Annotated in this window: 14 protein-coding genes and 7 pseudogenes; 9 read left to right on the forward strand and 12 right to left on the reverse strand. The window is 68.8% G+C overall.

Features of this window, described 5'->3' with window-relative positions; translation table 11 throughout:
• Positions 1-487: 487 nt before the first annotated feature.
• Positions 488-649 carry a hypothetical protein gene (locus ACWGSR_RS21710; protein WP_453568264.1) on the forward strand — a complete coding sequence of 54 codons (162 nt, stop codon included), beginning with the start codon at positions 488-490 and terminating at the stop codon, positions 647-649.
• 171 nt (positions 650-820) lie between these two features.
• A complete protein-coding gene (locus ACWGSR_RS21715) occupies positions 821-1300 on the forward strand; it encodes an SRPBCC family protein (protein ID WP_453568266.1) in 480 nt (159 codons plus the stop codon).
• A gap of 236 nt (positions 1301-1536) precedes the next feature.
• On the opposite strand, the gene ACWGSR_RS21720 is transcribed toward ACWGSR_RS21715, so the two are convergent.
• Together ACWGSR_RS21720 and ACWGSR_RS21725 are read right to left on the reverse strand one after the other, a co-directional pair.
• Positions 1537-1839 carry a hypothetical protein gene (locus ACWGSR_RS21720; protein WP_453568268.1) on the reverse strand — a complete coding sequence of 101 codons (303 nt, stop codon included), beginning with the start codon at positions 1837-1839 and terminating at the stop codon, positions 1537-1539.
• 309 nt (positions 1840-2148) lie between these two features.
• Positions 2149-2814, reverse strand: coding sequence for a hypothetical protein (locus ACWGSR_RS21725; protein ID WP_453568270.1), 666 nt, complete (start codon positions 2812-2814; stop codon positions 2149-2151).
• A gap of 459 nt (positions 2815-3273) precedes the next feature.
• Here ACWGSR_RS21725 and ACWGSR_RS21730 point away from each other — a divergent pair, with 459 nt between their 5' ends.
• Positions 3274-4620 carry an outer membrane protein assembly factor BamB family protein gene (locus ACWGSR_RS21730; RefSeq protein ID WP_453568271.1) on the forward strand — a complete coding sequence of 449 codons (1347 nt, stop codon included), beginning with the start codon at positions 3274-3276 and terminating at the stop codon, positions 4618-4620.
• A gap of 159 nt (positions 4621-4779) precedes the next feature.
• Positions 4780-5286, forward strand: coding sequence for a hypothetical protein (locus ACWGSR_RS21735; RefSeq protein WP_453568273.1), 507 nt, complete (start codon positions 4780-4782; stop codon positions 5284-5286).
• Between the two features lie 71 nt (positions 5287-5357).
• On the opposite strand, the gene ACWGSR_RS21740 is transcribed toward ACWGSR_RS21735, so the two are convergent.
• Together ACWGSR_RS21740 and ACWGSR_RS21745 are read right to left on the reverse strand one after the other, a co-directional pair.
• A protein-coding gene (locus tag ACWGSR_RS21740) for an IS5 family transposase (protein WP_453568275.1) occupies positions 5358-6166 on the reverse strand; the annotation gives its coding sequence in 2 pieces (ribosomal slippage) (positions 5358-5818 and positions 5818-6166; 810 coding nt in all).
• A gap of 61 nt (positions 6167-6227) precedes the next feature.
• Positions 6228-6446, reverse strand: a pseudogene (locus ACWGSR_RS21745) (alpha/beta hydrolase); the annotation flags it as partial.
• 21 nt (positions 6447-6467) lie between these two features.
• Here ACWGSR_RS21745 and ACWGSR_RS21750 point away from each other — a divergent pair.
• Positions 6468-6760, forward strand: a pseudogene (locus ACWGSR_RS21750) (inositol monophosphatase family protein); the annotation flags it as partial.
• Between the two features lie 68 nt (positions 6761-6828).
• Positions 6829-7424: pseudogene (locus tag ACWGSR_RS21755) on the forward strand (NADPH-dependent F420 reductase).
• Between the two features lie 254 nt (positions 7425-7678).
• Here ACWGSR_RS21755 and ACWGSR_RS21760 read toward each other — a convergent pair.
• From ACWGSR_RS21760 to ACWGSR_RS21770, 3 genes and pseudogenes are all read right to left on the reverse strand, one after another.
• Positions 7679-7969: pseudogene (locus tag ACWGSR_RS21760) on the reverse strand (Rid family hydrolase); the annotation flags it as partial.
• Between the two features lie 285 nt (positions 7970-8254).
• Complete coding sequence (locus ACWGSR_RS21765) at positions 8255-9751, reverse strand: phosphatidylinositol-specific phospholipase C domain-containing protein (protein WP_453568277.1); 1497 nt, start codon at positions 9749-9751, stop codon at positions 8255-8257.
• A 642-nt stretch (positions 9752-10393) separates the two neighbouring features.
• A pseudogene (locus tag ACWGSR_RS21770) lies at positions 10394-10603 on the reverse strand (hypothetical protein); the annotation flags it as partial.
• Positions 10604-10747: 144 nt separating this feature from the next.
• Here ACWGSR_RS21770 and ACWGSR_RS21775 point away from each other — a divergent pair.
• Together ACWGSR_RS21775 and ACWGSR_RS21780 are read left to right on the forward strand one after the other, a co-directional pair.
• Positions 10748-11212, forward strand: a complete 465-nt coding sequence (locus ACWGSR_RS21775; RefSeq protein WP_187283810.1) for a hypothetical protein — start codon at positions 10748-10750, stop codon at positions 11210-11212.
• A gap of 45 nt (positions 11213-11257) precedes the next feature.
• Positions 11258-11479, forward strand: a pseudogene (locus ACWGSR_RS21780) (HTH domain-containing protein); the annotation flags it as partial.
• Positions 11480-11812: 333 nt separating this feature from the next.
• Here the strand turns inward: ACWGSR_RS21780 and ACWGSR_RS21785 are convergent.
• From ACWGSR_RS21785 to ACWGSR_RS21805, 5 genes and pseudogenes are all read right to left on the reverse strand, one after another.
• Positions 11813-15250: a phosphocholine-specific phospholipase C gene (locus ACWGSR_RS21785; protein ID WP_453568455.1), complete on the reverse strand. Its 3438-nt coding sequence runs from the start codon at positions 15248-15250 to the stop codon at positions 11813-11815.
• Between the two features lie 453 nt (positions 15251-15703).
• Positions 15704-16511 (reverse strand): annotated as a pseudogene (locus tag ACWGSR_RS21790) (transposase family protein).
• Between the two features lie 185 nt (positions 16512-16696).
• Positions 16697-17110, reverse strand: coding sequence for an STAS domain-containing protein (locus tag ACWGSR_RS21795; protein WP_453568279.1), 414 nt, complete (start codon positions 17108-17110; stop codon positions 16697-16699).
• A complete protein-coding gene (locus ACWGSR_RS21800; protein WP_453568281.1) occupies positions 17107-18201 on the reverse strand; it encodes a cobalamin B12-binding domain-containing protein in 1095 nt (364 codons plus the stop codon). Before ACWGSR_RS21800 ends, ACWGSR_RS21795 begins: the two co-directional genes overlap by 4 nt.
• Positions 18198-19868 (reverse strand): PP2C family protein-serine/threonine phosphatase, encoded by a 1671-nt coding sequence (locus tag ACWGSR_RS21805; RefSeq protein WP_453568456.1) that lies wholly within the window; start codon positions 19866-19868, stop codon positions 18198-18200. The genes ACWGSR_RS21800 and ACWGSR_RS21805 overlap by 4 nt, the downstream gene beginning before the upstream one ends.
• A gap of 297 nt (positions 19869-20165) precedes the next feature.
• On the opposite strand from ACWGSR_RS21805, the gene ACWGSR_RS21810 reads away from it, so the two are divergent.
• A complete protein-coding gene (locus tag ACWGSR_RS21810; protein ID WP_366378269.1) occupies positions 20166-20540 on the forward strand; it encodes an STAS domain-containing protein in 375 nt (124 codons plus the stop codon).
• Position 20541 lies beyond the last annotated feature (1 nt).

Consider the following 20541-nt stretch of genomic DNA (forward strand, 5'->3'; position numbering starts at 1 on the left):
TGCCGGGAGGAACCCCCGCCTGCACCGTGCCCCGCCGCCCCGGGTGACCGAGCCCCTCTCCGCGCACTGAGGCGTCGACACCGGCCGGCGAACTCGCCGTCTCACCGACCCGGTCGCGCCCCCGCTCGGACCCGACCCCTCACCGCCCCCGGCCGCCCTCGGTGGCACCGGACCGGGATCCGCAGCATCTTGAACCGGCCCTGTCCCTTCCGCGTCGGAGGCCCAGACCACCGCACACGACTATCTGTACAGATGTGCGGTTTTCGGGGAACTCACATTGTGTGACCAGCGTCTTTAATGATCGTGAGAGAGCGCGTTGAAGCACTGAGCGGTACGGGCATCGCCCTGGCCGGCGGGTTCGTGGGGCTGCTGGGATGGGCCGCGGATGCCGAGCTGCGGGCACGTGCCGGGTTCGAAGCGGGTCCGGACTGGAGTGTGTTGTTATGCGGAGCTTCCGCTGACCGTGCTCGCGGGGCTGTTGATCGCCTTGTCGGCATGGTTGCTGCCCCGGCGATGGGTGACCGGGGCGTCCTTCGCCGGATACGCAGGCCGGGCCGTACTCGTCGCTGTGGCGCTGGTCGGGTTCTGGCTGGTCGTCCAGGACTGGTACATGGCGCTTCCCGAGCCGGTGCCGGACCGCAAGCCCTGACGAACCAGCACTCGTAGGACCGAAGACGCCCCGCCCCGGTTCACGGCCTATGGCGGCACGGAGCGACACGCGGCCGTGTGCGTGGGAGCAGGACCCATCCCCGTATAGCCTCGGCCGGGACCGTGGTCGACCCGGCCCAGGCTCCTCCGGCAAGTGAGAAAGACGGTCGCAGTGTCCCGGAATCATCGTTTGATCCTGAGCCCGCCGTCCAAGGTCTGGGAACTGCTGGCCAACGGCCACCGTTACGGAGAGTGGGTCTCGGGCACGCAGCAGGTCACCGCCGTCGACCCCCACTGGCCCGACGTGGGCGCCCGGCTGGGCGTCCGGGTCGGCCTGGGCCCCCTGGTCCTGGACGACAGCTGCGTCGTCCGCATCTGCCAGCCCGAGCGCCGCCTCGAACTGGAAGCGAAAGCCGACCCCTTCGGTGCCGCCCGCATCGCGATGAACCTGATCCCCTGGGGCGAGAACACCCTCTTCCTCCTCGAATGGCACCCCCTACGAGGTCCTGGTACCCGCATGCACGGGCTCCCCGTCGACTACCTCGTCTCCATCCGCAACGGCATGATGTTGACGAAACTGGCCCGCATCGCCGTCAACGAACAGCGCAACACCACCGCCACCCCCGTCCCACCGCCCACCGCCACCCGCTGAACCCCGGATCGTCCGCCCCACCGCGAGACCGCGAGACCGCGAGGACAACTCCTCGATGACCGCTTCAGCCGGACCCGGCCGCGGTGTCCGTCTGATACCGCGTTTGAGATCTCAAATGATCTTGATTTTGGGTGACCTGTTACAACGCTGTCAGCGCCCTGACCTGGCTTTCCGCTGCTCGGCGGCTCGAGCTCAGGGCTGCGAACCGGCTGGGTGCGCAGATCTCAAACGCGGTCTCACATGTACTCGAAGTACCGGTCGTGCCAGTACGCCTTTCCCACCTCCTCGTCCTCGTCTTCGGTTGCCTCGCCCGCAGCCACAAGCGCCGCAACCAGTTCTTCGTCTCGGTGCGCCTCCAGGAACGACGGTCCGTCGTACGGCTCGCAGAGGAGATCGGCCGGAACAAAGCTGCACTCCACCGCTGTACAGACGCCGTCGAGCCATGTCACGAACTCCTCGGTCAAGCCCGCTTCGCCGCTGGTCACCCCCTCACCGGCCACCACGTCAGCAGTGACGAAGTAGCTGCCGAAGTTGCTCATCACGACACGCACAGGCCAGCCAAGACCTGTCGCGTCCGCCGGGACATCGATGACACCGTAGAAACTGGCATCCTGAGCCAGGCCCCTTGAGCAGGAAGGCCGGCCTTGGCCGCGTGCACCGCGCGCGCGTAATTACACCGTCCGCCGTATCCGTGATCCGTACGTCACCGGCCCGGCATACGGCTGCTCTGGCCGGCCATGGGTCCGCCGCCGACCGCATCCGGGAAACAGCTCTTCCCCACGCTGGTACCGAGGGCGGAGCGTATTCCTCGGCCGGGGGTCGGCGGCCGGGGCGGCTGAGGGCGCGCCTCAGGCGCGGGCCGCGTCCGAGGCGCGCCGGAACCGGCTCTCGAAGCCCTCGAAGACCTGGCGCGGCGGCAGGCTCTTGTACTGGGTGATGACACCGCCGGTCCGCACGAACGTGACAGTGCGGCCGGTATCCGCCAGATCGGTCGGCAGGACGGGAATCTGGCCGCTGGACTCCATACCGGGCGGCGGTGCCAGGACGCGGTAGGCCAGCGCCTCGTCCCCCACCGGATACGCGGGCGGAACCTCCTTCAGACCGAACCCGTAGAAGAGATCGGCGTAGTCGGCGTTGTAGGCGGCGCATCCCGGCAGTGCTGCCCGCATCTCCTCCATCACCGTCACCGCGACATCGGGGGCGTAACTGTAGGACTCCACCTCGTACCACTCCCGGGCGCGGCCCGTCTCTGTCAGGACGACCAGGGTCGAAGCCTTTGGAGCGCGTTCGTGCGACAACAGCGCGGCACTCATGTCGCCGCACAGGAAGTCGGGGTTCGGACCCAGTGTGAGAGCGGGATACGCGAACACCGCGCGATACCCTGCAACTTCCTCACCGCGGGGCAGGATCTTCATCATCCGCGCCATGTCCAAAGTCCCCTCCCGGCCGACGGAACTGTCGCCCCCAAGCAGTACGACACCTCCTGCGGCCAGTACGACAACCGGAAACAGCACGGACAACAACGGACGGCGGCAGCGCACAGGGCCTCCTCCTCGGACAGATCCCACCCATCCTGCCGTCTCACCCTGCGGCCCCGCAACGCCGGGTGAGGCAGCCGCTGAGAACAGGCACGCCCACGGCAGCCAGCTATCCCAGCGATGGGCGCCCGACGGCAGCAGCTTGATCACCTCATGGCAGCCGTGACCACCATCGCTACACCGCCTGAGCAGGTCTGGACCCAGTCGTCCTTGCTGACACCCATCCAGCGCCACGGCCATACCCATTCACACACAGCAAAATCATCTCGCCCCTGACCAGCAGTTACGGGACAACCTCTACGATGATCTCCGCTCGTACGGCCGGGGGCCGAATGGGCGGTGACAGACGTCAAGGGGTGCTGTCGCACGAGGATTTGGGACATGTGCAGCCTTGGGGGGCGCGGGATGTCGGCAAGAGGAGCAGCGGGTCCACTGGTGACCCTGGCCGTCATATTGGGCGGGATCGGATCGATCGTGGCTTTCTTCCTTTCGGCCGAGGGTTACTTGCCCTGGGACGCCATGCTGAAGTCATGGGCGGCCGCGGAGGACCGTGAGGCGGAGGTCACGGCCGGCGACGACAACTGGGTTGTCGGTGACATCGCCGTCCGCAGCCGCTACGACGCGGTGAGCGGATACGCGCTCACCGGGGACGAGAAGGGCAGGAAGCTCTGGGAGTACGTGCCACCGGGTCGGAGTGAGATCTGCGACCGAGCCGAGCACGCCGGTGCGGGAGCCGTGATCGTCGTCCAGGACTCGGTCGGCAGCGACGATGCCGGGCAGCCCTCATCGTCCTGCACGACCATCATCGCCCTGGACGCCAAGAACGGCCGGCAGCTGTGGAAGGAGGAACGGAAACCCGGAAAGGATCTCAGCGATGCCGCCGCTCTGCGAAACCTCGACCTCGATGCGGGCGGTGACCTAGCTGTCGTGACCGAGGACCGGCGCGAGACCGAGAATGACGCGCAGGAGCGGTCTGTGAAGAAGGACGGCGAGCGCGGCGAAGCCGCCCTGCGCGGCCTGGACCTGCGCACCGGCACGCCCCGGTGGACGGCCCAACTGCCCGATCGGTGCGGTCCGGACGAGATCGCCGTCGGTGACAAACGGGTGGTCGCCGTCCTCTCCTGTGACGCCGGTGGGCGTGACAGGCGTGAGGTCTCCGAGCTGACCGTGGCCGCGTTCGACCGCACCACCGGAGCCCTGAAGTGGAACGTTCCCATCGACGCGCGCCGTCCCCTCGACCCGGCGACGGGCGTCTCCATCGAAGCGGTCGACCCGCTGGTACTGGCGATCGGGACGTCCGACAAGAATGAGGGGGTGACGGGCCTGTTCGCCTCGTTCGACGACAACGGCCGCCCACACCCCACCATCGACTTCTCCCAGGGCGACGACGGCGTGATCGACGCGGACAGCCTGATGCAGACGGCGGTCTCCGGCGACCGCCTCTACGCACTGGCCGGCTATTGGTCCAAGGGCAACCATCACACGGTCATCGCCTTCGATCTCAAGACCGGCAAGAGGGCCTGGTCGGAGGAGATGGACGATCCGGCAGCGGCGATGGCGGTGAACAACGGCAGAGTCACAGTGCTGTGCGAGTGGTCCACCCAGGCCTCCGCGATCACCACACTGATCGAGCTCGACGCACGGGACGGTGACGAGACCGACGAACGCCACTTCCGTGACCCGGTGCCGAGCCCGGTGAGCGCCATGTACGAGGCCGACGGCCTGCTCGTCACCGCGGGCCGCGGCGGCGGAGCCCCGTTCATCGCCTGGGAGCGGTGGTGACCAGCTGCCGGTGACTGCGACACCCCGGAGCCGACGTCTCTTCCGACAAGCAGCTAAAAGAGCGTTTTGTCCAGACAGGGGTGTTTGAGAAGTTGACGGGTTGGTCGCCGTTCGGGACCGTTCTGACCCGAGGAGGGCCACTTCTGACAGGATGACGTCATGTTCGATTTCGGCATCGCGGGCTACCAGCCAGCATGGTTGGACGGCCGTCGTGACGTCGTGCAAGAACATGGAAATCGTCTGCGTGGTCTTGCCAGCCGGACGCTCACGAGAGTCTGGATGGTCTGGGACCTCAGGGATGACGAGTGGTTCTGCGACTGCCCGGTGCTGTTCGACTTCGGTGGCGAGCAGGTCGAGATCAACCATCAAAAGCTCGGCGATCTCTCCCTCACGTGGAACATGATCGACCCCACCCGACCAGTCCGGTGGTCTGGCTTCGACCTGCAGTGGCACCCCGAACCTTTCCCCAGACTGCACGCTCTGCTGGGGCTGCCCCTCAAGGGGGCAGAGCTACTCGAATGGACAGGCAGGGATGCCGCTCAGGGAAACGTCGACATCACCTTCGCCTTCGATTCAGGTCGCGTTACCGTCTTCAACGCACTCGACGAGAACGGGGTGAGCTTCGACCCTCCCGGTCCGAGCCAGCGGTCCCACCCGTTGCATTGAAGCGGTCGGTGTTCAGACATCACGCCAGTTCAGGGTGGATTCCCTCGCGAGGCGGCGGCTTACTGATCGTTTCAGAATGAGGTTCGCAGGCGTCGCAAGCAGATGACGCTGCAGGCGAGTTGCAGCAGGCCGAGGTGGAGGTCGGCGCGTATCTCGTAGCGGATCCGTAGGCGTTTGAACTGGTGGAGCCGGGTGAAGGTCCGCTCGAGGACCCAGCGGGTCTTGCCCAGGCCGGAGCCGTGCGGGACGCCGCGGCGGGCGATCATCGGTTTGATGCCGAGGGCCCACGGAATGCGGCGGTACTTGTCGTAGTCGTAGCCGCGGTCGGCAAAGAGCCGGCCCGGCCGGTGCCGCGGCCGCCCGCGGAGCCCTCGGATGCGGGGGATCAAGTCCAGCAGGAGCGTCAGCTGGGTGACGTCGTGTCTGTTCCCGCCGGTCAGCGAGACGGCAAGAGGAGTGCCGTGGCGGTCGACGATCAGGTGGTGCTTGCTGCCCGGCCGCGCGCGGTCGACCGGCGAAGGTCCGGTGTGAGCCCTCCTTTGGGCGCCCGGATGTGCGAGCCGTCGATCGCGGCGTCGTCCATGTCCAGCAGGCCGGCCTTGCGCAGCTCGGCCAGGAGCACTTCGTGCAGGCGGGGCCAGACGCCGGCTCCTGTCCAGTCCCGCAGCCGCCGCCAGGCCGTCACCCCGCTGCACCTGGTGTGCTCGGCGGGCACGTCCCTCCAGCTCACGTTCTTGCGCAGCACGTACACGATGCCCCGCAGAGCCGCCCGGTCGTCCGCCGGCAGGCGCCCGGGATACCGATGACGTCGCGGCGGGCGGGGCGGCAGCAGCGGAGCGATGCGTTCCCACAGGTCATCAGGCACAAGATCATCCGACACCCGCAACACTCTGCCGCCACCAGGCCCGGCCGCCAAGCCCCAACAGCGAACTCATTCTGAAACGATCAGTGAGGTAGGAGACCGCCGCGCGGAAGTCCTCGGCACGCTGGAAGGGGTCCTCCAGACCGCGGGGCATGCCCTCGGATTCGCCCTGGAAGGCAGCGTCGAAGGCCAGGACGACGAATCCCTCCTCGACCAGGCGGGTGGCGTACGCCGCCGGCGCCTGCTCCTTGACCCCGGTCGTGGGGTGGCCGACGACGATGGCGGCGAGCGGGCTGTCGACGCCGTCGGAGAGGTAGGGGTCGTGCGGCGCATCGGCTCCTCCATCACCGCGATGCTGTGTTCGACGCGCTCGTGATGCGGACCTCCGTGCCGGCCACCCTGCACCTGCTGAACGTGGCCGCCGGCCGGATCGACGCCTTCTGGCAGTTCGCCGGTGCCCGCGCGGACCTGCTTCCCGGGGCGCTGCTCGTCAGCGAGGCCGGAGGACGCGTTTCCGACGCCGAGGGGCGTCCCCGGACCCTGGAGAGCGAGAGCTTCCTGGCTGCGGCGCCCGGCGTGCACGCCCAGGCCGTCACCACGCTCTCCTGCTGACTCCCACCTCCAGCGGTACCCGCACCGACCCTCACGACCGTCGCACCCACCGGAAGGACCACATCACCATGACCAGGATCGCCGTTCTCGAAAACGGCCGCGTCGGCGGGAGCCTCGCGAAGGCCCTCGCCCGGGCCGGACACGAGGTGACCGTGGCGGACCGCGCACCGGGCGCCGCGTCAGTCGCCGCGCAGGCAGCGGAGATCGTCATCAACGCCACCCCGGGTGCCGGACCAGTCGAACGGCTCGCCACGCTGCGCCCGGAGCTGGAGGGCCGCATTCTCGTGGACGTCTCCAACGCCACCGTCGACGGGCCGGACGGGCTGCCGACCGACCTGATCCACCCCGGCTCCAGCCTCGCCGAGCAGTTTCGGGAAGCCCTCCCCCGCATCCACGTCGTCAAGACGCTCAACACGATGCTCTACACGGTGGTGACCGCACCCGCCGCACTCGACCGGCCCCCGACCGTCTTCCTTTCCGGCGAAGACGCGAAGGCCAAGCAGACGGTGGGCCGACTGCTCGGCGACCTCGGCTGGCAGCGGGAATGGATCACGGACCTCGGCGGGATCCGGACCGCCCGCGCCACCGAGGCCGCGATCCTGTTCGTACCGCACGTGATCCGGACCAACGGGTTCGCCCCTTCGCGATATCGATCGCCCGCTGATCCACGCACGGCACGCCCCTGCCGGACCGACGCCCAGAACAGCCGTCGCGGGCCGGAGCCGACCGATCCGCAGCCAGAACGCGTCCAGGGCGCGACGTGACAGCTCCGCCAGGTCCCGAACCACGGCGGAGCTGCCGCGTCACGCTCTGATGCGACCGATGCGAGCACGTCGGCGACGTACGGGTCTGCGACGGGGGGCACGAGGCAGAGCGACCGGCTCCGCCCAAGGGCGGGGGCCGCACCGCCACAAGGTGTCAGGCCAGAAGTGCGGTCGTCTCGACCTCGACGAGCACATCCGGCTCGAAGAGGTGGCCGACACCGATGAGCGAAGCCGGAGGCAAAGGGATCGGGAGGCCGATCTCGGCAGCCACGGCCTCCACGCCGGCCATGAGGTCGCCGATCTTCTCCGGGGCCCCTCGGGTCACGTAGAACGTCAGGCGCAGCACGTCCGAGAAGGCCGCGTCCGCGCTGGCCAACCCGATGGCGGTGTTGCGCAGTGCCTGAGCGACCTGTCCGGCCAGGTCACCGGGCGCGAGTCCCCGCCGGGCTGGAGACGGGCCGGCCCGGCCTGGACCGCCTGCCGGTGCCGGGTGTCACCCGCGCGGCCCGGACCGGACGCTGGATCCCGCCGTCCGCGAGGACGACATCCCTCGCGGCGGCGCGGGCGGCGCCGATCACCCTGGCGGTGGCCGTGAACACGGCCGCGGGGACGCCGCCGCCGGCCCGGCGCGGGTGCTGCGGGGGCCGCATCCAGTGCGGTTCAGGTAGACGCGAACAGGCCGCCCTCCTGGAAGGAAGGGCGGTCTGGAAGCCGGAGGCGTACTGCGGGGTCACTTGCTCGGGCAGGTCTCCTGGGTCACCTTGCCGCCCGCCGTAGTGGCGGTGGCCGGGTCCATCGACAGGCACAGGCCCGTCCAGTTGTTGACGAACTTGTAGGCCTGCTGTTCACCGTTCGAGGTGGTGACCTTGATGGGGACGACGTTCCACATCTGGCTGCCGGAGAACCAGCGGGTCTCGCAGTCCCACCAGAACATCTGGGTGCCGGAGCCGGGCGGGGTGCCGTTGTTGTAGGGCACGGTCAGGCACTTGCCGTTGCTCGCCCTGATCCAGAAGTGGCCCTTGCCGTCGAACGAGGAGGGCTTCTCGGCCCCCCACTGGTGGCTGCTGGGCGGGCTCGACTGGCACTCGCGCTGGGTGACCAGACCGCCGGTCTTGGAGTCGTCGAACTCGGGGCCCCGCACCATGCACCGTCCGTACAGCGTGTTCACGTAGGTCTTGTCACCCTTGACCTGCCAGAGCATCCGGTTGCCGCTGCTGAGGGCATCGTCCCTGTTGTGGTCGATGATCGCGTTCACGAGGCCCCAGCCGGGAAAGTCCATCATGACGATGCCGACGCGGCCCTGTGTCTTGTTGAGGTACTTCATCAGGTGGTAGTTCACCCCCGGGACCTCGGTGCTGACGCCGCTCTGGACCTTCGTGTAACCGCCGGCGTAGTAGAGCGGCGACCCCCCGCCGGGGACCCTGTTCGCGGACGTGTACGTCACGTACATGTTGGAGGCGGCGGACATGGCTTCGTCGACGTTCTTCTTGACGTGGTTCCACTTCTCCGTGATGTCCGAAGCGTTGTAGTGGTCCTCGTTGCGGTCGTTGAAGCCCGCGAGCCCGTAGCCCGAGTCCTCGACGCTGTCGAAGCTGCCCAGGACCAGCTTGCCGCGGACCTCCCCGAGCTTGGGGATCGTCGCCGGGCCGCTGCCCTTGATCGAGGGCGCCCAGAACAGATTGGAGTATTTATCCTTGTTCGCGTAGGAGCGGAAGATGTCCTTGACGTTCTGCGGGGTCATCGTGTCCGGGTCGTGCTCGCACTCGTGCAGCGCGGCACCCGAGTAGGGGCACTCGGACTTCAGACGCATCACAACCGTCTCGGTCGGATGCGCCTTGAGGAAGGACTGCGTCTTCTCCAGGACGTCGTCGAAGTTGGCGTTCTGGTAGAACGCGGCGTGGTGGATCGCGAAGTCCTGACCGTCGTTGACGACGCGGACCCGGATGTCGAGGGCGCGGATACCGCGTTCGTACTGCGCCGTCAGCGTCTTCGCGCTGTCGCCGTAGTCCTCCTGCGTCTGCACGGCCGACCCGCCGTGGAGGGAGAGCGTGTCATGGGTGCCGGGGATGGACATCGCCGACAGCCTGGTCTCGCTGGCGACGCCCGACATCCACTCGGCCCGGTCCGGCTGCCCGAGGTTGTTGAAGGCGTCCTTGTTGGTCGACCCGGCCGCCCCTGCGGCCGTGGGCATCAGAAGTGCCGCGCCCAGCGCGACACTGACCGTCATCAGACCTGCCAGCGTGCGGGATCGTCTGCGCGATCCCGTGCCGGCGCGGGGGGTGGGGCTGGGCATGGGACTCCTGTCCAGAGCGGGGTGATACGTGCCCAGCTTCAGCCCTGCCGCTTACGTTTCTCTCACGTTTCGCTTACGTCCGCCTCGGAGGCCCGCATGAAGACATCGGACGTGTCTGTGTGTGACGGGGCGGGCGGCGAGGTACAGGAAGGCCTCGGGGATGTCGTCGCGTCGTTCCCGACGGATCCGTAGGCAGCGGAAGCCGTACGACCAGGCGGTGGTCCTTTGGCCGTCGTTCCGGAAGACGTCCAGGCCGGAGCCGAGTTCCTGCCCGCGTTCGGCGATGACCGGGCGGATGCCGGGCTGCCCCAGCGGGCGCCGGTGCTTGTCGCGGTCGTAGCCGCGGTCGGCAGGCGGGGTGTCAGGCCGCCGTCCCGGACGGCCCACGACGCCGGCCATGGGCGGAACCTTGTCGGGCAGAGGCGGAAGCCGGGTGAATCGTTGCGGTTGCCGCCGGTCAGGGACACCGCGAGCGGGACACCCCGAGCGTCGGTGAGGACGCGGTGCTTGCTGCGCGGTCGACCGCGCTGGGGAGCTTCGGGCCTCTGCGGCCCGCTCGCACGTGGGGGGAGCCGATCACCGCTCGGGGCCCGCCCGGCATCTGCGATCCGCCCTCGCCCCGTCGTGTCCCGGCGAGGCCGAAGACGAGCCGGGAGGATCCGTCTCTGCTCTTCCGGTATCCGACCGCCGGGCTCGCGGGACGGCCAGGCAGGCGTGGGCGGCCGTGGCAGGGGTCGTGTGGCAGCGCCGTCCGAGGCGACGGTGCTCACCGGCCGAACGCATCACCGGCTCTGCAAGGCCCTCCGGTGCTCGGAGTTCAAGACCTTTGCCGGATAGTCCGCAATCGTCCAAAAGTATACTTCTGTGCCGCCGATCTCACCCGCAGACTGGTGCGGATCGGAGCATTCGCCCATGCCAGTAGGGGAACTGATGCGAAATATCATGCGCAGCACGGCCACGGTGGTCGCCGGAGTCCTAGTCACGGCGGGCGTGACGGTGTTCGGCGTCAGCGGGCCGGCCCAAGCGAGTCCCGCCGACTGCGAAGGCGGCGCGAACGGGTTCGTCGACATCCCCGACAACCTCAGCGGAACGGTCGGGACTCAGCGGACGATCGGCGGGGGCACCAGGATCAGCATCCAGTACGCCACGCTCGGTGGTGTCCAGCGAGGCTGGGCCAAGATCGACGGATGGACCCTCCCCGGTGACAAGGTGTGGATGGATTGGACCACCAACGGAGGCTCAAGCTGGTTGCAGTGCGGCCCCTTCGTCGTCGGAGCCCAGGACACCCCGAAGACGAGTGCCGCCAAGAACACCAGCAGCTCGTCCGCCTGGAAGTTCCGCGCCTGCGCAGCGCTGGCACCCGCTGGTCCCCCGCTGTGCACGAACTGGTGGTAGCTCCCTGACACCGTCCCGCCTTGTGCCCCGTACCTGACCCGCCAGGTGCGGGGCGCGGGCGGGCCGTGGAAAAAGGGTCGCCCTGAAGCCACGCCGAACGGCCTTCCTCCTCGGACGCTGCGCTCGTCGTCGCTGTCGCGGACGCGCCGTGAGCGGTCCGGTGCCGGGCTCACCCGGCAGCTCGGTGTCACCAGCCGTACCGTACGCCGCGACAGCGACCGCTTGCGCGAGCTGGAGCATCCCGTGGAGGGCACTACCGGCCACTCCGGCGGGTACCGGCCGAGCGCGGGCACCGCGATGCCGCCCCTGCTCCCGGACAGGGCCGAAGCCACTGCCGTCGCGCTGCGCGCCGCGGTCGGCCGGCTCACCGGCATGGAGGAGACCCGTTGGGAGCCGGTTGCGGGAAAGCGCTCCTCGGGCGATCAGGATGCCGCCGGCGACGACGTGGTCGCCTCCGTCGAGGCCGGTGAGTGCTTCGTGGAGACGTGTGCTCAGCCGGCCAGGACATCCAGCGGGTGTCGCACGGGCCCGGTGGATCTCGAACAGGCCTTCGTCCCGGGCCTGGCGGGCGGAGGCGGGGCCCGGGACGGTCGGAGCGGGTCAGGCGTCGACGACAGGAGAGGCGCTCAGCCTGATGTTGTCCACGGCCCAGAACCAGTTGTTACCAGCGTGGTGGACCCTGAAGCCCACCTTCACCGAGCTCGCGTCGGTCGGCACCGGGAAGGAGCAGGTGACGAGCCGGTTCTGCTGGTCGCGGCCGTTGTTGGTGTTTCCCGACGTCGCGCTGGAGTAGTGCAGCACCCGGGAGGTGGCGCCGGTGTCGAAGACCACGGTCACCTCGGCTTCCTGCGGGCTCTCCTGCCGGTAATGGGAGTCGAATCCCAAGTACAGCGTCGAAGTCCCTGCCGGGACCACGACCGCGGGTGTCGTCAGCGTCGAGTCGAAGGTGCCACGGCTGGACGGACTGCCTGTGTCGTCCCAGTCGTCCGGGTCGGCGACGGCGACGATGCCCAGGGACCGGTTGAACGCGGCACGTTCTTGGCCGGCGGGAAACCAGAACTGCCGGGACAGGAATGACCAGCCGTTGAGCTCTTCCGTGCCCCGGGGCATTCCTGCCGCGTTGGTGACCGTCCATCCCTCGGGCGCGGTCCGCGTCCAGCCTCTCAGCCCCGGACGGGCCAGATCTGTGGCAGGGGCCAGCCGGTCGGCGAGAAACTCGAAGTTCTCGGCGAGCAGGTAGCCGGTCATCACCGGTCCCACCCGGGCAGCCAGCGACCCGGTCTCCTCCACCGTACCGCCCGCGGTGCGCGCGCCGACGGTCGCCTTCAGCATTGCCGAGGCGCGTGCAGCCGATACGGGCGCCGTGACCTCCCAGACCACCTTCACCGACGTGCGGGCCGGAACGGAGGTCGGGCTGCCGGCGACGGCCTTGGCGCGCCATCCGTCCGGTACCGCCAGCGCCGCCGACAGGGCGGTGAGCGGGGCGTTGCCCGCGTTGGTGACGGTCGCGGTCACGGCCAGGGGCCTTTCCGGGTACAGCGCGCAGCCATCCGTGTCGGGGGAACTCGCCGGCGCGGTCAGAGCAAGGCTCACCGCGTGGGCGACTTCGGCCCGAACCCGGGCGTCCGCAACCCGCAGCAGGCCGTCGCCTTCGGCGCGGGCAGCGACGGTGAGGGTGGCGGCGGTGGCGTCCGCCGCGGGGGTGACGGTGAAGCGCAGGTCCGCCGAGCCGCCTCCTGGCAGGCTCCTCGGTACCGGACCGAAGGGCTTCGCCGTCCAGCCGACCGGTGCCAGGAGTGACACCACGAGGTCCCGCAGCCGGCTCGTCCCTTCGTTGCGCACGTGCACCACGACCTCGGCAGGGCTGCCCTGCACGAGCGGTGCGGTCAGCGCGGGCAGCGGCTGCGGCAGGGTGAGCGTCGCGCTCAGTGCCGCCCCCGTCCCGATCGATGGGTCGGTTCCCCCCGGTCCGTCGTCTGCGGGCCGGCCAGACGTCCTGCGCAAGAAGCGCGGGTCGTCCTCGTCGAGCACCACGATGTCGTACCAGCCGTGCCGGGCGAGCGGTACGGACACGGTCCGACTCCGGCCGGGTGCCAGCCGGACGGTCTGCACGCCGTCCTTGCCGTGCCGTACGTGGGTGGACTCGCCCACCAGGAGCGTCCGGGTCTGCCCCGACGGATTACTGCACTGCACGTCCACGCCACGGGCATGAGCGTGCTCCACGACGTGCGCCTCGGCTCCGATGCCGGTGCCGCGTAGTTCCCACAGCGTCCAGCCGGGTCCGTGCACCTGGAGGTCGTATCCCTCGGAGCCGTACGGCAGGCTACCCGTTGCGTTCTCCTGGCCGGCGACGGTCCAGGTCCGCGGAGCTGCACCGTCTCCCGGGTAGGCGGTGACTGCGGCGGCTCGTCGCCCCCTGTTGTGGAGCTTCAGCCCTAGCTCGGTGCTGGTGACGGCGGCACGCAGCGAGAGCCGGTACGGAGAGGGCCGCGTAGGACGGACACCAGGCTCCTGGGCAGGTCGCTTCTGCGTCGTGGGCGGAACCGGATTCCAGCGGCCGATCGGCGCCGGGACCGCGCCGGGCCGCTCCACCCCGGGCTGCCGGTAGGCGCGGTCGAAGTCGAACACGGAGGTCAGGTCACCGAAGACGCTACGGCGCCAGGCACTGATGTTGGGTTCCTGGACACCGGTCCACTTCTCCAGGAACCGGATCACCGAGGTGTGATCGAAGAGCTCGGAGTTCACAAACCCGCCGACCGTCCAGGGAGACACGACGGTCATCGGAACGCGCGGCCCGGGACCGACGGGACGGCCCCCCACCCAGTCGTCACCATCGCCGGTGTCCGGCCTGGGAGCGACAGGGGCGGGTACATGATCGAAGTAGCCGTCGTTCTCGTCGAAGTTGATGAACAGCGCAGTCTTCGACCAGGTCTTGGGATCCGCAGCGATGGCGTCCAGCAGGTCGTAGACAAGGTTGGCGCTACCGACGGGAGTGGAGGAACTGGGATGCTCGGACAGTGCGGCCGTGGGCACCACCCAGCTGACCTTCGGAAGGGTCCCTGCCTCGATGTCGGCCTTGATCCGGGTGAGCAAAGTACCCGGCTCGGAGCGGTGGGCGCCACGGAGGAACAGTCGGCGCTCCGGCTCGGGAAGGGCATCGACCGCGGTGCGGAACCGGGCCAGGTCGGCCCGCCGCTCGCTGTCGCTCTTCGCCCAGAGCTTGTCGTAGAACTCCTCGGTGGTGGCATGGGCGAACCCGGCAGCGGTGAGGATCTTCCGGCCGATCCGCTTCCAGGGCTTGAAGTATTCCACCGCGTTGTCGGTGAAGTTGTCCCATTCCTGGTAGATCTGCCAGGACACCCCGGCAGCCTCCAGGCGCTCCGGGTAGGTGGTCCAGTCGTAGCCGGCGTGGCTGTAGGAGTAAGCGGCGTTGGTGATGGCCCGGCCTCCGCCGTTGGGCTCGAACCCGGTGGTTCCGGTCCACAGGTAGTTGCGGTTGGGATTGGTGGAGCCGAACACGGAGCAGTGGTAGGCGTCGCAGATGGTGAAACGGTCGGCGAGTTCGTACTGAAGGGGGATGTCACGCCGGTCGTAGTGGGCCATGGTGCTTTGTCCCTTGGCCGCGATCCAGTCGTTCCACCAACCGTTCGCGCGGGCCTGCACTCCATCGGTAAAGCCGTGCGGCAGCGAGCCGAGGTACTGGATGTCGCTCTCGGCCCGTCCGGCGTCGACGGCCGCCTGCCGCGCGGAGAACGGCAGGACCGCGGGCCCGCCGGAACGGGGCTGCTCGAACACGCTCGCGCCGCCGGGCAGTCGCAGGGCTCTGCGGTCGCCGAAACCACGGACGCCTCTGAGAGTGCCGAAGTAGTTGTCGAAGGAACGGTTCTCCTGCATCAGCACGATGACGTGCTCGATGGCCCGAAAACCACCGCGCGGCATGGGGGCGGCCATGGCCGTCAGGAGAGAGGGCGGCAGAACGGAGAGCGCGGAGCCCGCGGCAAGGGTGCCGAGGACTTTACGGCGTGAGAAGTCGGACATGGCGGGGAGGCTATGACGTAGCGCGACCCCTCCAAAACCCGTCACGTCAGGGGTTCGCTCACTGTTCACGCTGGAGACTTGTACGAAATCCGCAGGTCAAAGCCATGATCGCGATGGATCCAGGGGGTGCGGCGGGTGTGTGACCCACACGTCCCGCCTGGGCGTCCGGTCCGCCCTGCAGCTTCCGGACGACGTTGACGTCCAGCTCGTGGAAGTACTGCGCCGGCCACATCACCGTTTCGGCTGCCAATGCCTCTGCTGACAGTCGACAGCTGAAAACGACGAGCATCAGCCCGGAAGGCATTTCGTTCCATCTGGTACCAGGCTTGGCAAGGTGCAGGGCAACGAGCCGGCGGGCGGTGAACCGGGAGGGTGCCGTGCGGACCTTCAGGGAGCGCGCTCAGGCGTCTGAGTGACCTGCCATGCCGATCGATACGGAGCAGTGAGCCTTTTTCATCCTGAAGAGTTGCAGGTCAGCAGCGCGTGGACGGCTTGGACGAGGGCGCTGATGCGTCGGGTGGAGCATCTGGCTCGGCGGAGGATGCGCCAGGTCTTCAGCTGTGCGAAGGCCCGTTCGCCGGGTGCTCTGAGCCGAGCGTGGTCGCGGTTGAACTGCTGGTAGTGCTCCGGCTGTTCGTGGTGGTTCTTGTACGGAGTGCGGACGGTGGCGTCGGCGCCCTGGTAGGCGCGGTCGGCCAGGACGAGGATCTGCCTGGTGAGGCAGGCCTGGACGATGCCGTGGGCGCGGGCCGCGGTCAGGTCGTGGGTGCGGCCGGGTGTCGCGCGGGAGAACCACAGCGGTGTGCCGTCGGGGCGGGCGATGACCTGGACATTCATGCCGTGCTTGCGGTGTTTCATCGAGTAGTACGGCTCGTCCGCACCGGTCCGGTCGATGGGGGTCAGGGTGCCGTCGACGATGACGTGGTCGCCTTCACCGAGGCCGGTGAGGGCTTCGTGGAGGCCGGGCGCCCAGCCGGCCAGGACGTCCAGGGTCTCGTCGACGTAGCGCCAGGCGGTGGCCTGGGATATCCCGAAACTGGCTCCGAGCTGCGAGAACGTCTCGTTCTTCCGCAAGTGAACCAGCGTGAGAAGTGCCTGCCTGAAGCAGCCGAGCTTGCGCCAGCGAGTGTTGCAGGCCAGGCGGTGCTCGTGCAGCAGCCAGGCGACATGCTCGACCAGCTCGTAGGGGACGTCGAGCGTGGCAGGATACGGAAACCTTCAGGGCCCCTTCGGTCGCCGGTGTGATGAGTGAGATCACCACGCCGACGACCAGGGGCCCTGCCTCGTCACCACACCCGCTGACCAGCCCATTTCACCCTCCAGCACAGGATGAAAAAGGCTCACTGGGCACGGTCAAAAGCCATGCCCGGCGCGCCCTGCAGCGTCTGACGCGGCACCCGGCTCTCGCATCGGCGCACGGGTAAGCGGGGCGAAGGTCGGGGTCCTTCAGGGCGCGGAAGCCGATTCCGTCTGCTCGTCCGGTGCGGCGCCGCCGGCGGCGTGGGAGGTGCGGGCGTTCTGGGTGAGGTGGTCGGCGATGCCGGTGAGCTCGAGGATGCGCGCCACGCGGACAGGTTGGTGGTCCAGGTGCAGGGTGACGCCCGCGGGGTGGGTGCGGCGGCGCAGGGCGAGCAGAGCGGTCAGGGCGCTGGAGTCGATGCCGGTCAGCCCGCTGAAGTCCAGGTGCAGATCCCGTAGGACCGGTCCGTGCCTTTGGTGGTGGGTGTCCAGTGCCTGGTTGACCTCGTGAGTGAACCGGGTGGCGGTCTCGTAGTCGAGGTCTCCCGCAACAGCCAGGTGCAGTGCGTGCGGCTGGACGCTGTGGGCGGTGATGGTGAGGTCAGCAGGCAGGTAGGTCATGCGCTTATTCCCGGGCCGGTGTGATCGGAGGTGGTGTGCAGCGCGTCGGTGGCTGCTGTGAGAAAGGTCAGGGCGCGGGGGAAGTCGCGCAGTTGTCCGGCCAGTACGTCCATGCCCGAAAGCAGGCTGGCGGCGGGAACGCCACGGGCGGTGAGGATGTCGGCGGTCCAGGTGGTGAAGGTGGTGAACAGTTCGGCGTCGTCGACGTAGAGGGCGGCGGCGAGGAAGTCGACGATGTGGGCGAGGTCCTCGGTGGTGCGGTCGCGCTGGGCGGTGCTGTAGGTGCGCATCGCGGGCCAGCGTTCCTCCAGCGTCTCCAGGCTCTGCTTCACCAGAGCAGCGCGGCGGGTGGTGACCAGGGTGTATTCCTGGTCGAGAAGGTGGGGCAGATCATCGTCGATCTGCTGACGCTGCCCGGCGCGGTGCTGCGCCAGGCCCTGGTCGAGGTGGTCGGCTGTCTCCCGGGCGTCGGGAGCCCAGGCGTCGGCGTGCAGGAGGCGGGCGTAGCGGCCGTCGGGGCCGAAGGCGCGGCCGCCGGCCATGACAGAGGCGCCGATGGACTGCAGGGCGCTGATCGCCTTGTGGGCGGTGGGCAGCCGGGTGGGCAGGGAGGCGGACAGCAGGACGGCTGTGGGGTTGGTCTGGTGGACGTGGGCAACCAGGTGCGGGGTGGGGGTGTGGCCGCCGAGGAAGTCGACCTGCCAGCCGCGGTGGGTGAGGACCTCGGCCAGCAGCCGGGCCGGCAGCACGTGCCACTCGCCCTCCGCACAGGCCACCGTCACCCGTCCTCGGGTGCGCAGTCGCCGGGGGGCCTGGTGGTGGGCGAGGGCGGCCAGGACCCGGTCGGTGATCGCACTGGCGGCGTGCTCGTCGGCCACACTGATCCGGTCGGCGGCCCACTCGGTGCCGACCCTGTTCTGAACCCCGGCCACGACGTCCAGCAGCAGGACTTCGCGGTCCGTTCCGGCGTCGGCCGCGGCCGTCACCAGGCGCATCGCGGCCGGCTCGTCCCGGCCGATCACCGCCGTCCACAGCTGCTCGGACAACTCCGGCGGTTCAGGAAGAGGACGGGGCGCAGTAGTGGTGGTCATCGGCCTTCCCTGGTGTACGTGCGGGAGTCGTTGTGGCCGCCCACGATGTGCAGTGCGCCGTGTCCGCTGGCCGGGTTGGTGATCGCCAGGGTGGCCATGTCGTCGTGCTCACGGCCGCCGAGCCACTGCGAGGCCAGCATCTGCACCCGCTCCACCACTGCCTCCGCCGGCATCCGCACGCATTCCCGCAACGCGGCCCGCAGCCTCTCCTCACCGTAGAGCTGGTCACCCAGCGGGCCGCCGCGGGCCTCGGTGATGCCGTCGGTGTAGAGCAGGCACGTCTCCCCCGGCGCCAGCACCACCTCCGTGCTTCGGGTGTTGATCTCGGGGAGAGCGCCGATGAGGGTGCCGCGAGTACCGGCTTCTTCCACCCGGCCGTCGGTGCGGACGACGAGCGGGGGCAGGTGGCCGGCGCTGGTCAGTCTGATCCGCACCTGTCCCTGGCGACGCTGGACGGAGGCCAGGACCAGGGTGGCGAAGCGGGTGTGGTCGGAGGTGAGCACCGCGTCGTTGAGGAGGTTCAGTACGCGCTGGTGGTCTGTGGACAGTGGCAGCAGTGCGTGCAGGACGCTGCGGATCTTTCCCGTCAGAACGGCTGCTTCCAGACCCTTGCCCGCCACGTCGCCCAGGACGACGAAGGTCTCCTTCGTGGCGTCGGTGCCGGGGTGGACGTCGTAGAAGTCGCCTCCGACGCGCTCGTGGTCCCTCGCGGCCCGGTAGATGCCGGCGTACTCCACGCCGTGGACGCGCTCGAGTTTCGGCGGCAGGAGCTCGCGCAGCAGCGTGGCGGTGATGGAGGCCTGCTCGGCGTAGAGGCGGGCCGCGGACAGGGCGGCTCCGGCCCGGGCGGCGAACAGGCGCGCGAAGACTTCTTCGCCGTCGCTGAAGGCCTGGCGGGTGCTGGAACGCAGCAGGATGAGCACGCCGGCGGGCATGCCGTAGCCGGGCAGGGGTGTGACGATGACCGATCCGATCGGGCCGGTGAAACCAGGCGGGACGGCCCAGTCGGGGATGTCTCCCGGATCGATCCACCGTGTCGGCACCGGGGGAAAGCCCTGCAGGGCTTCGGTCAGGCCCGGAACCGTGTGCGGGTCGATCGGCGCGGTCTTCTGCGTGACCTCTCCGCCGACCTGGGCGTAGGTGAGGGTGTGGCGGCGTCCCTGGGAGGGAGCGACGATGACGGCGGCATCGGCGAGATGGTCGGCGGCCATGCGCACTGTCACCTCCGTACACCGTTCGACGTTCAGCGAGGAGAACAGCGCGCTGGAGATGTCCACCAGCAGGCTGGTGCGCTCGCGTTCGCTCTGTAGTGCCTGTTCCGCGAGGTGCAGGTCGGTGTTCTCCACCAGCCACCACACCGTGTACTCGTCCTCGCCCGGCGACGGATGCGCCTCAAAGGTGCGGCCCGCCACCGTGCCGGAGACGGTTTGCGGTGAGGTGGCTTCCGGATCCAGGTGCCGGTGGGCGCGGGCGAGCCAGTCCGGCAGCGCGCAGGCCGCCGGATCTCCGCCGGCCTGGATGAGCAGGTGGCGGGCGGCGTCGTTGGTCTCGATGATGTTCCCGTCGCGGTCTGCGACGAGAACGGGATAAGGGGCGTTGCTCCACGCCGTACTGACATGAGCACCACCACCGCGCGGACTGTCAGGGGTACCAGGGGAGGGAATCACATAGGAGGGGACGCATCGTGCGTACCCCACCACCTTTCTTCCGCTGGAAAATAGTTGACCGGCTGCAACCGTCTCGCATCCGCTGGTCCTATGCAATGTCAGGCCAAAGCCAGCACGACTTCCCCACGCCATTAGCCATATATCGCCCTTCTCGCAGGCTCGGCAGTACTGGCCCCTACCGGCGGAGCAGTGACGTCGGTCTCTCCTTGGGCCTCTTTGTTCGGCGATGCCCGCAGGACCGTGGCGAAAGACGCCCTGAGCTGGTTAGGAGAGGAGCCGGTCTGTAAAAATGCCCGGATGAACGATGAGGTGGAAGTGACTGTGGCCGTGGTCGACGGCATACGGACGGTGCGGGTCGCAGGGGAGTTCGACACCGACGAGGCCGACATTCTGGCCCACGCCCTCGCCCTGCCCCCTGATGGTTCTCCGGCCGGCACCGTGGTGGACCTGGCCGGGGTCGCCTTCGCCGATTCCTCCTTCCTGCACACCCTGTTCACCGCCCGGCAGCATCACGAGCGGGCCGCCGTCCCCCTGGTCCTGGCCGGGCTCACTCCGTTCCTGCAGCGAATGCTGGAGCTGACCGACCTCACCCGAGCCTTCACCATCGCCCCCACCCCGCCTGCGGCCGCGGACCTCATCCGCACGCGCGTTCCCCTGCCCCGCCGGCGGTGAA

It is taken from the genome of Streptomyces sp. NPDC055632 (genome assembly GCF_053618675.1).

Bases quoted from the DNA above. Each gene is read 5' to 3' on its own strand.
- ACWGSR_RS21720 (WP_453568268.1), bottom strand. From the start codon at position 1,839: ATGAGCAACTTCGGCAGCTACTTCGTCACTGCTGACGTGGTGGCCGGT.
- ACWGSR_RS21735 (WP_453568273.1), top strand. From the start codon at position 4,780: ATGTTCGATTTCGGCATCGCGGGCTACCAGCCAGCATGGTTGGACGGC.
- ACWGSR_RS21765 (WP_453568277.1), bottom strand. From the start codon at position 9,751: ATGACGGTCAGTGTCGCGCTGGGCGCGGCACTTCTGATGCCCACGGCC.
- ACWGSR_RS21775 (WP_187283810.1), top strand. From the start codon at position 10,748: ATGCGAAATATCATGCGCAGCACGGCCACGGTGGTCGCCGGAGTCCTA.
- ACWGSR_RS21785 (WP_453568455.1), bottom strand. From the start codon at position 15,250: ATGTCCGACTTCTCACGCCGTAAAGTCCTCGGCACCCTTGCCGCGGGC.
- ACWGSR_RS21795 (WP_453568279.1), bottom strand. From the start codon at position 17,110: ATGACCTACCTGCCTGCTGACCTCACCATCACCGCCCACAGCGTCCAG.
- ACWGSR_RS21800 (WP_453568281.1), bottom strand. From the start codon at position 18,201: ATGACCACCACTACTGCGCCCCGTCCTCTTCCTGAACCGCCGGAGTTG.
- ACWGSR_RS21810 (WP_366378269.1), top strand. From the start codon at position 20,166: ATGAACGATGAGGTGGAAGTGACTGTGGCCGTGGTCGACGGCATACGG.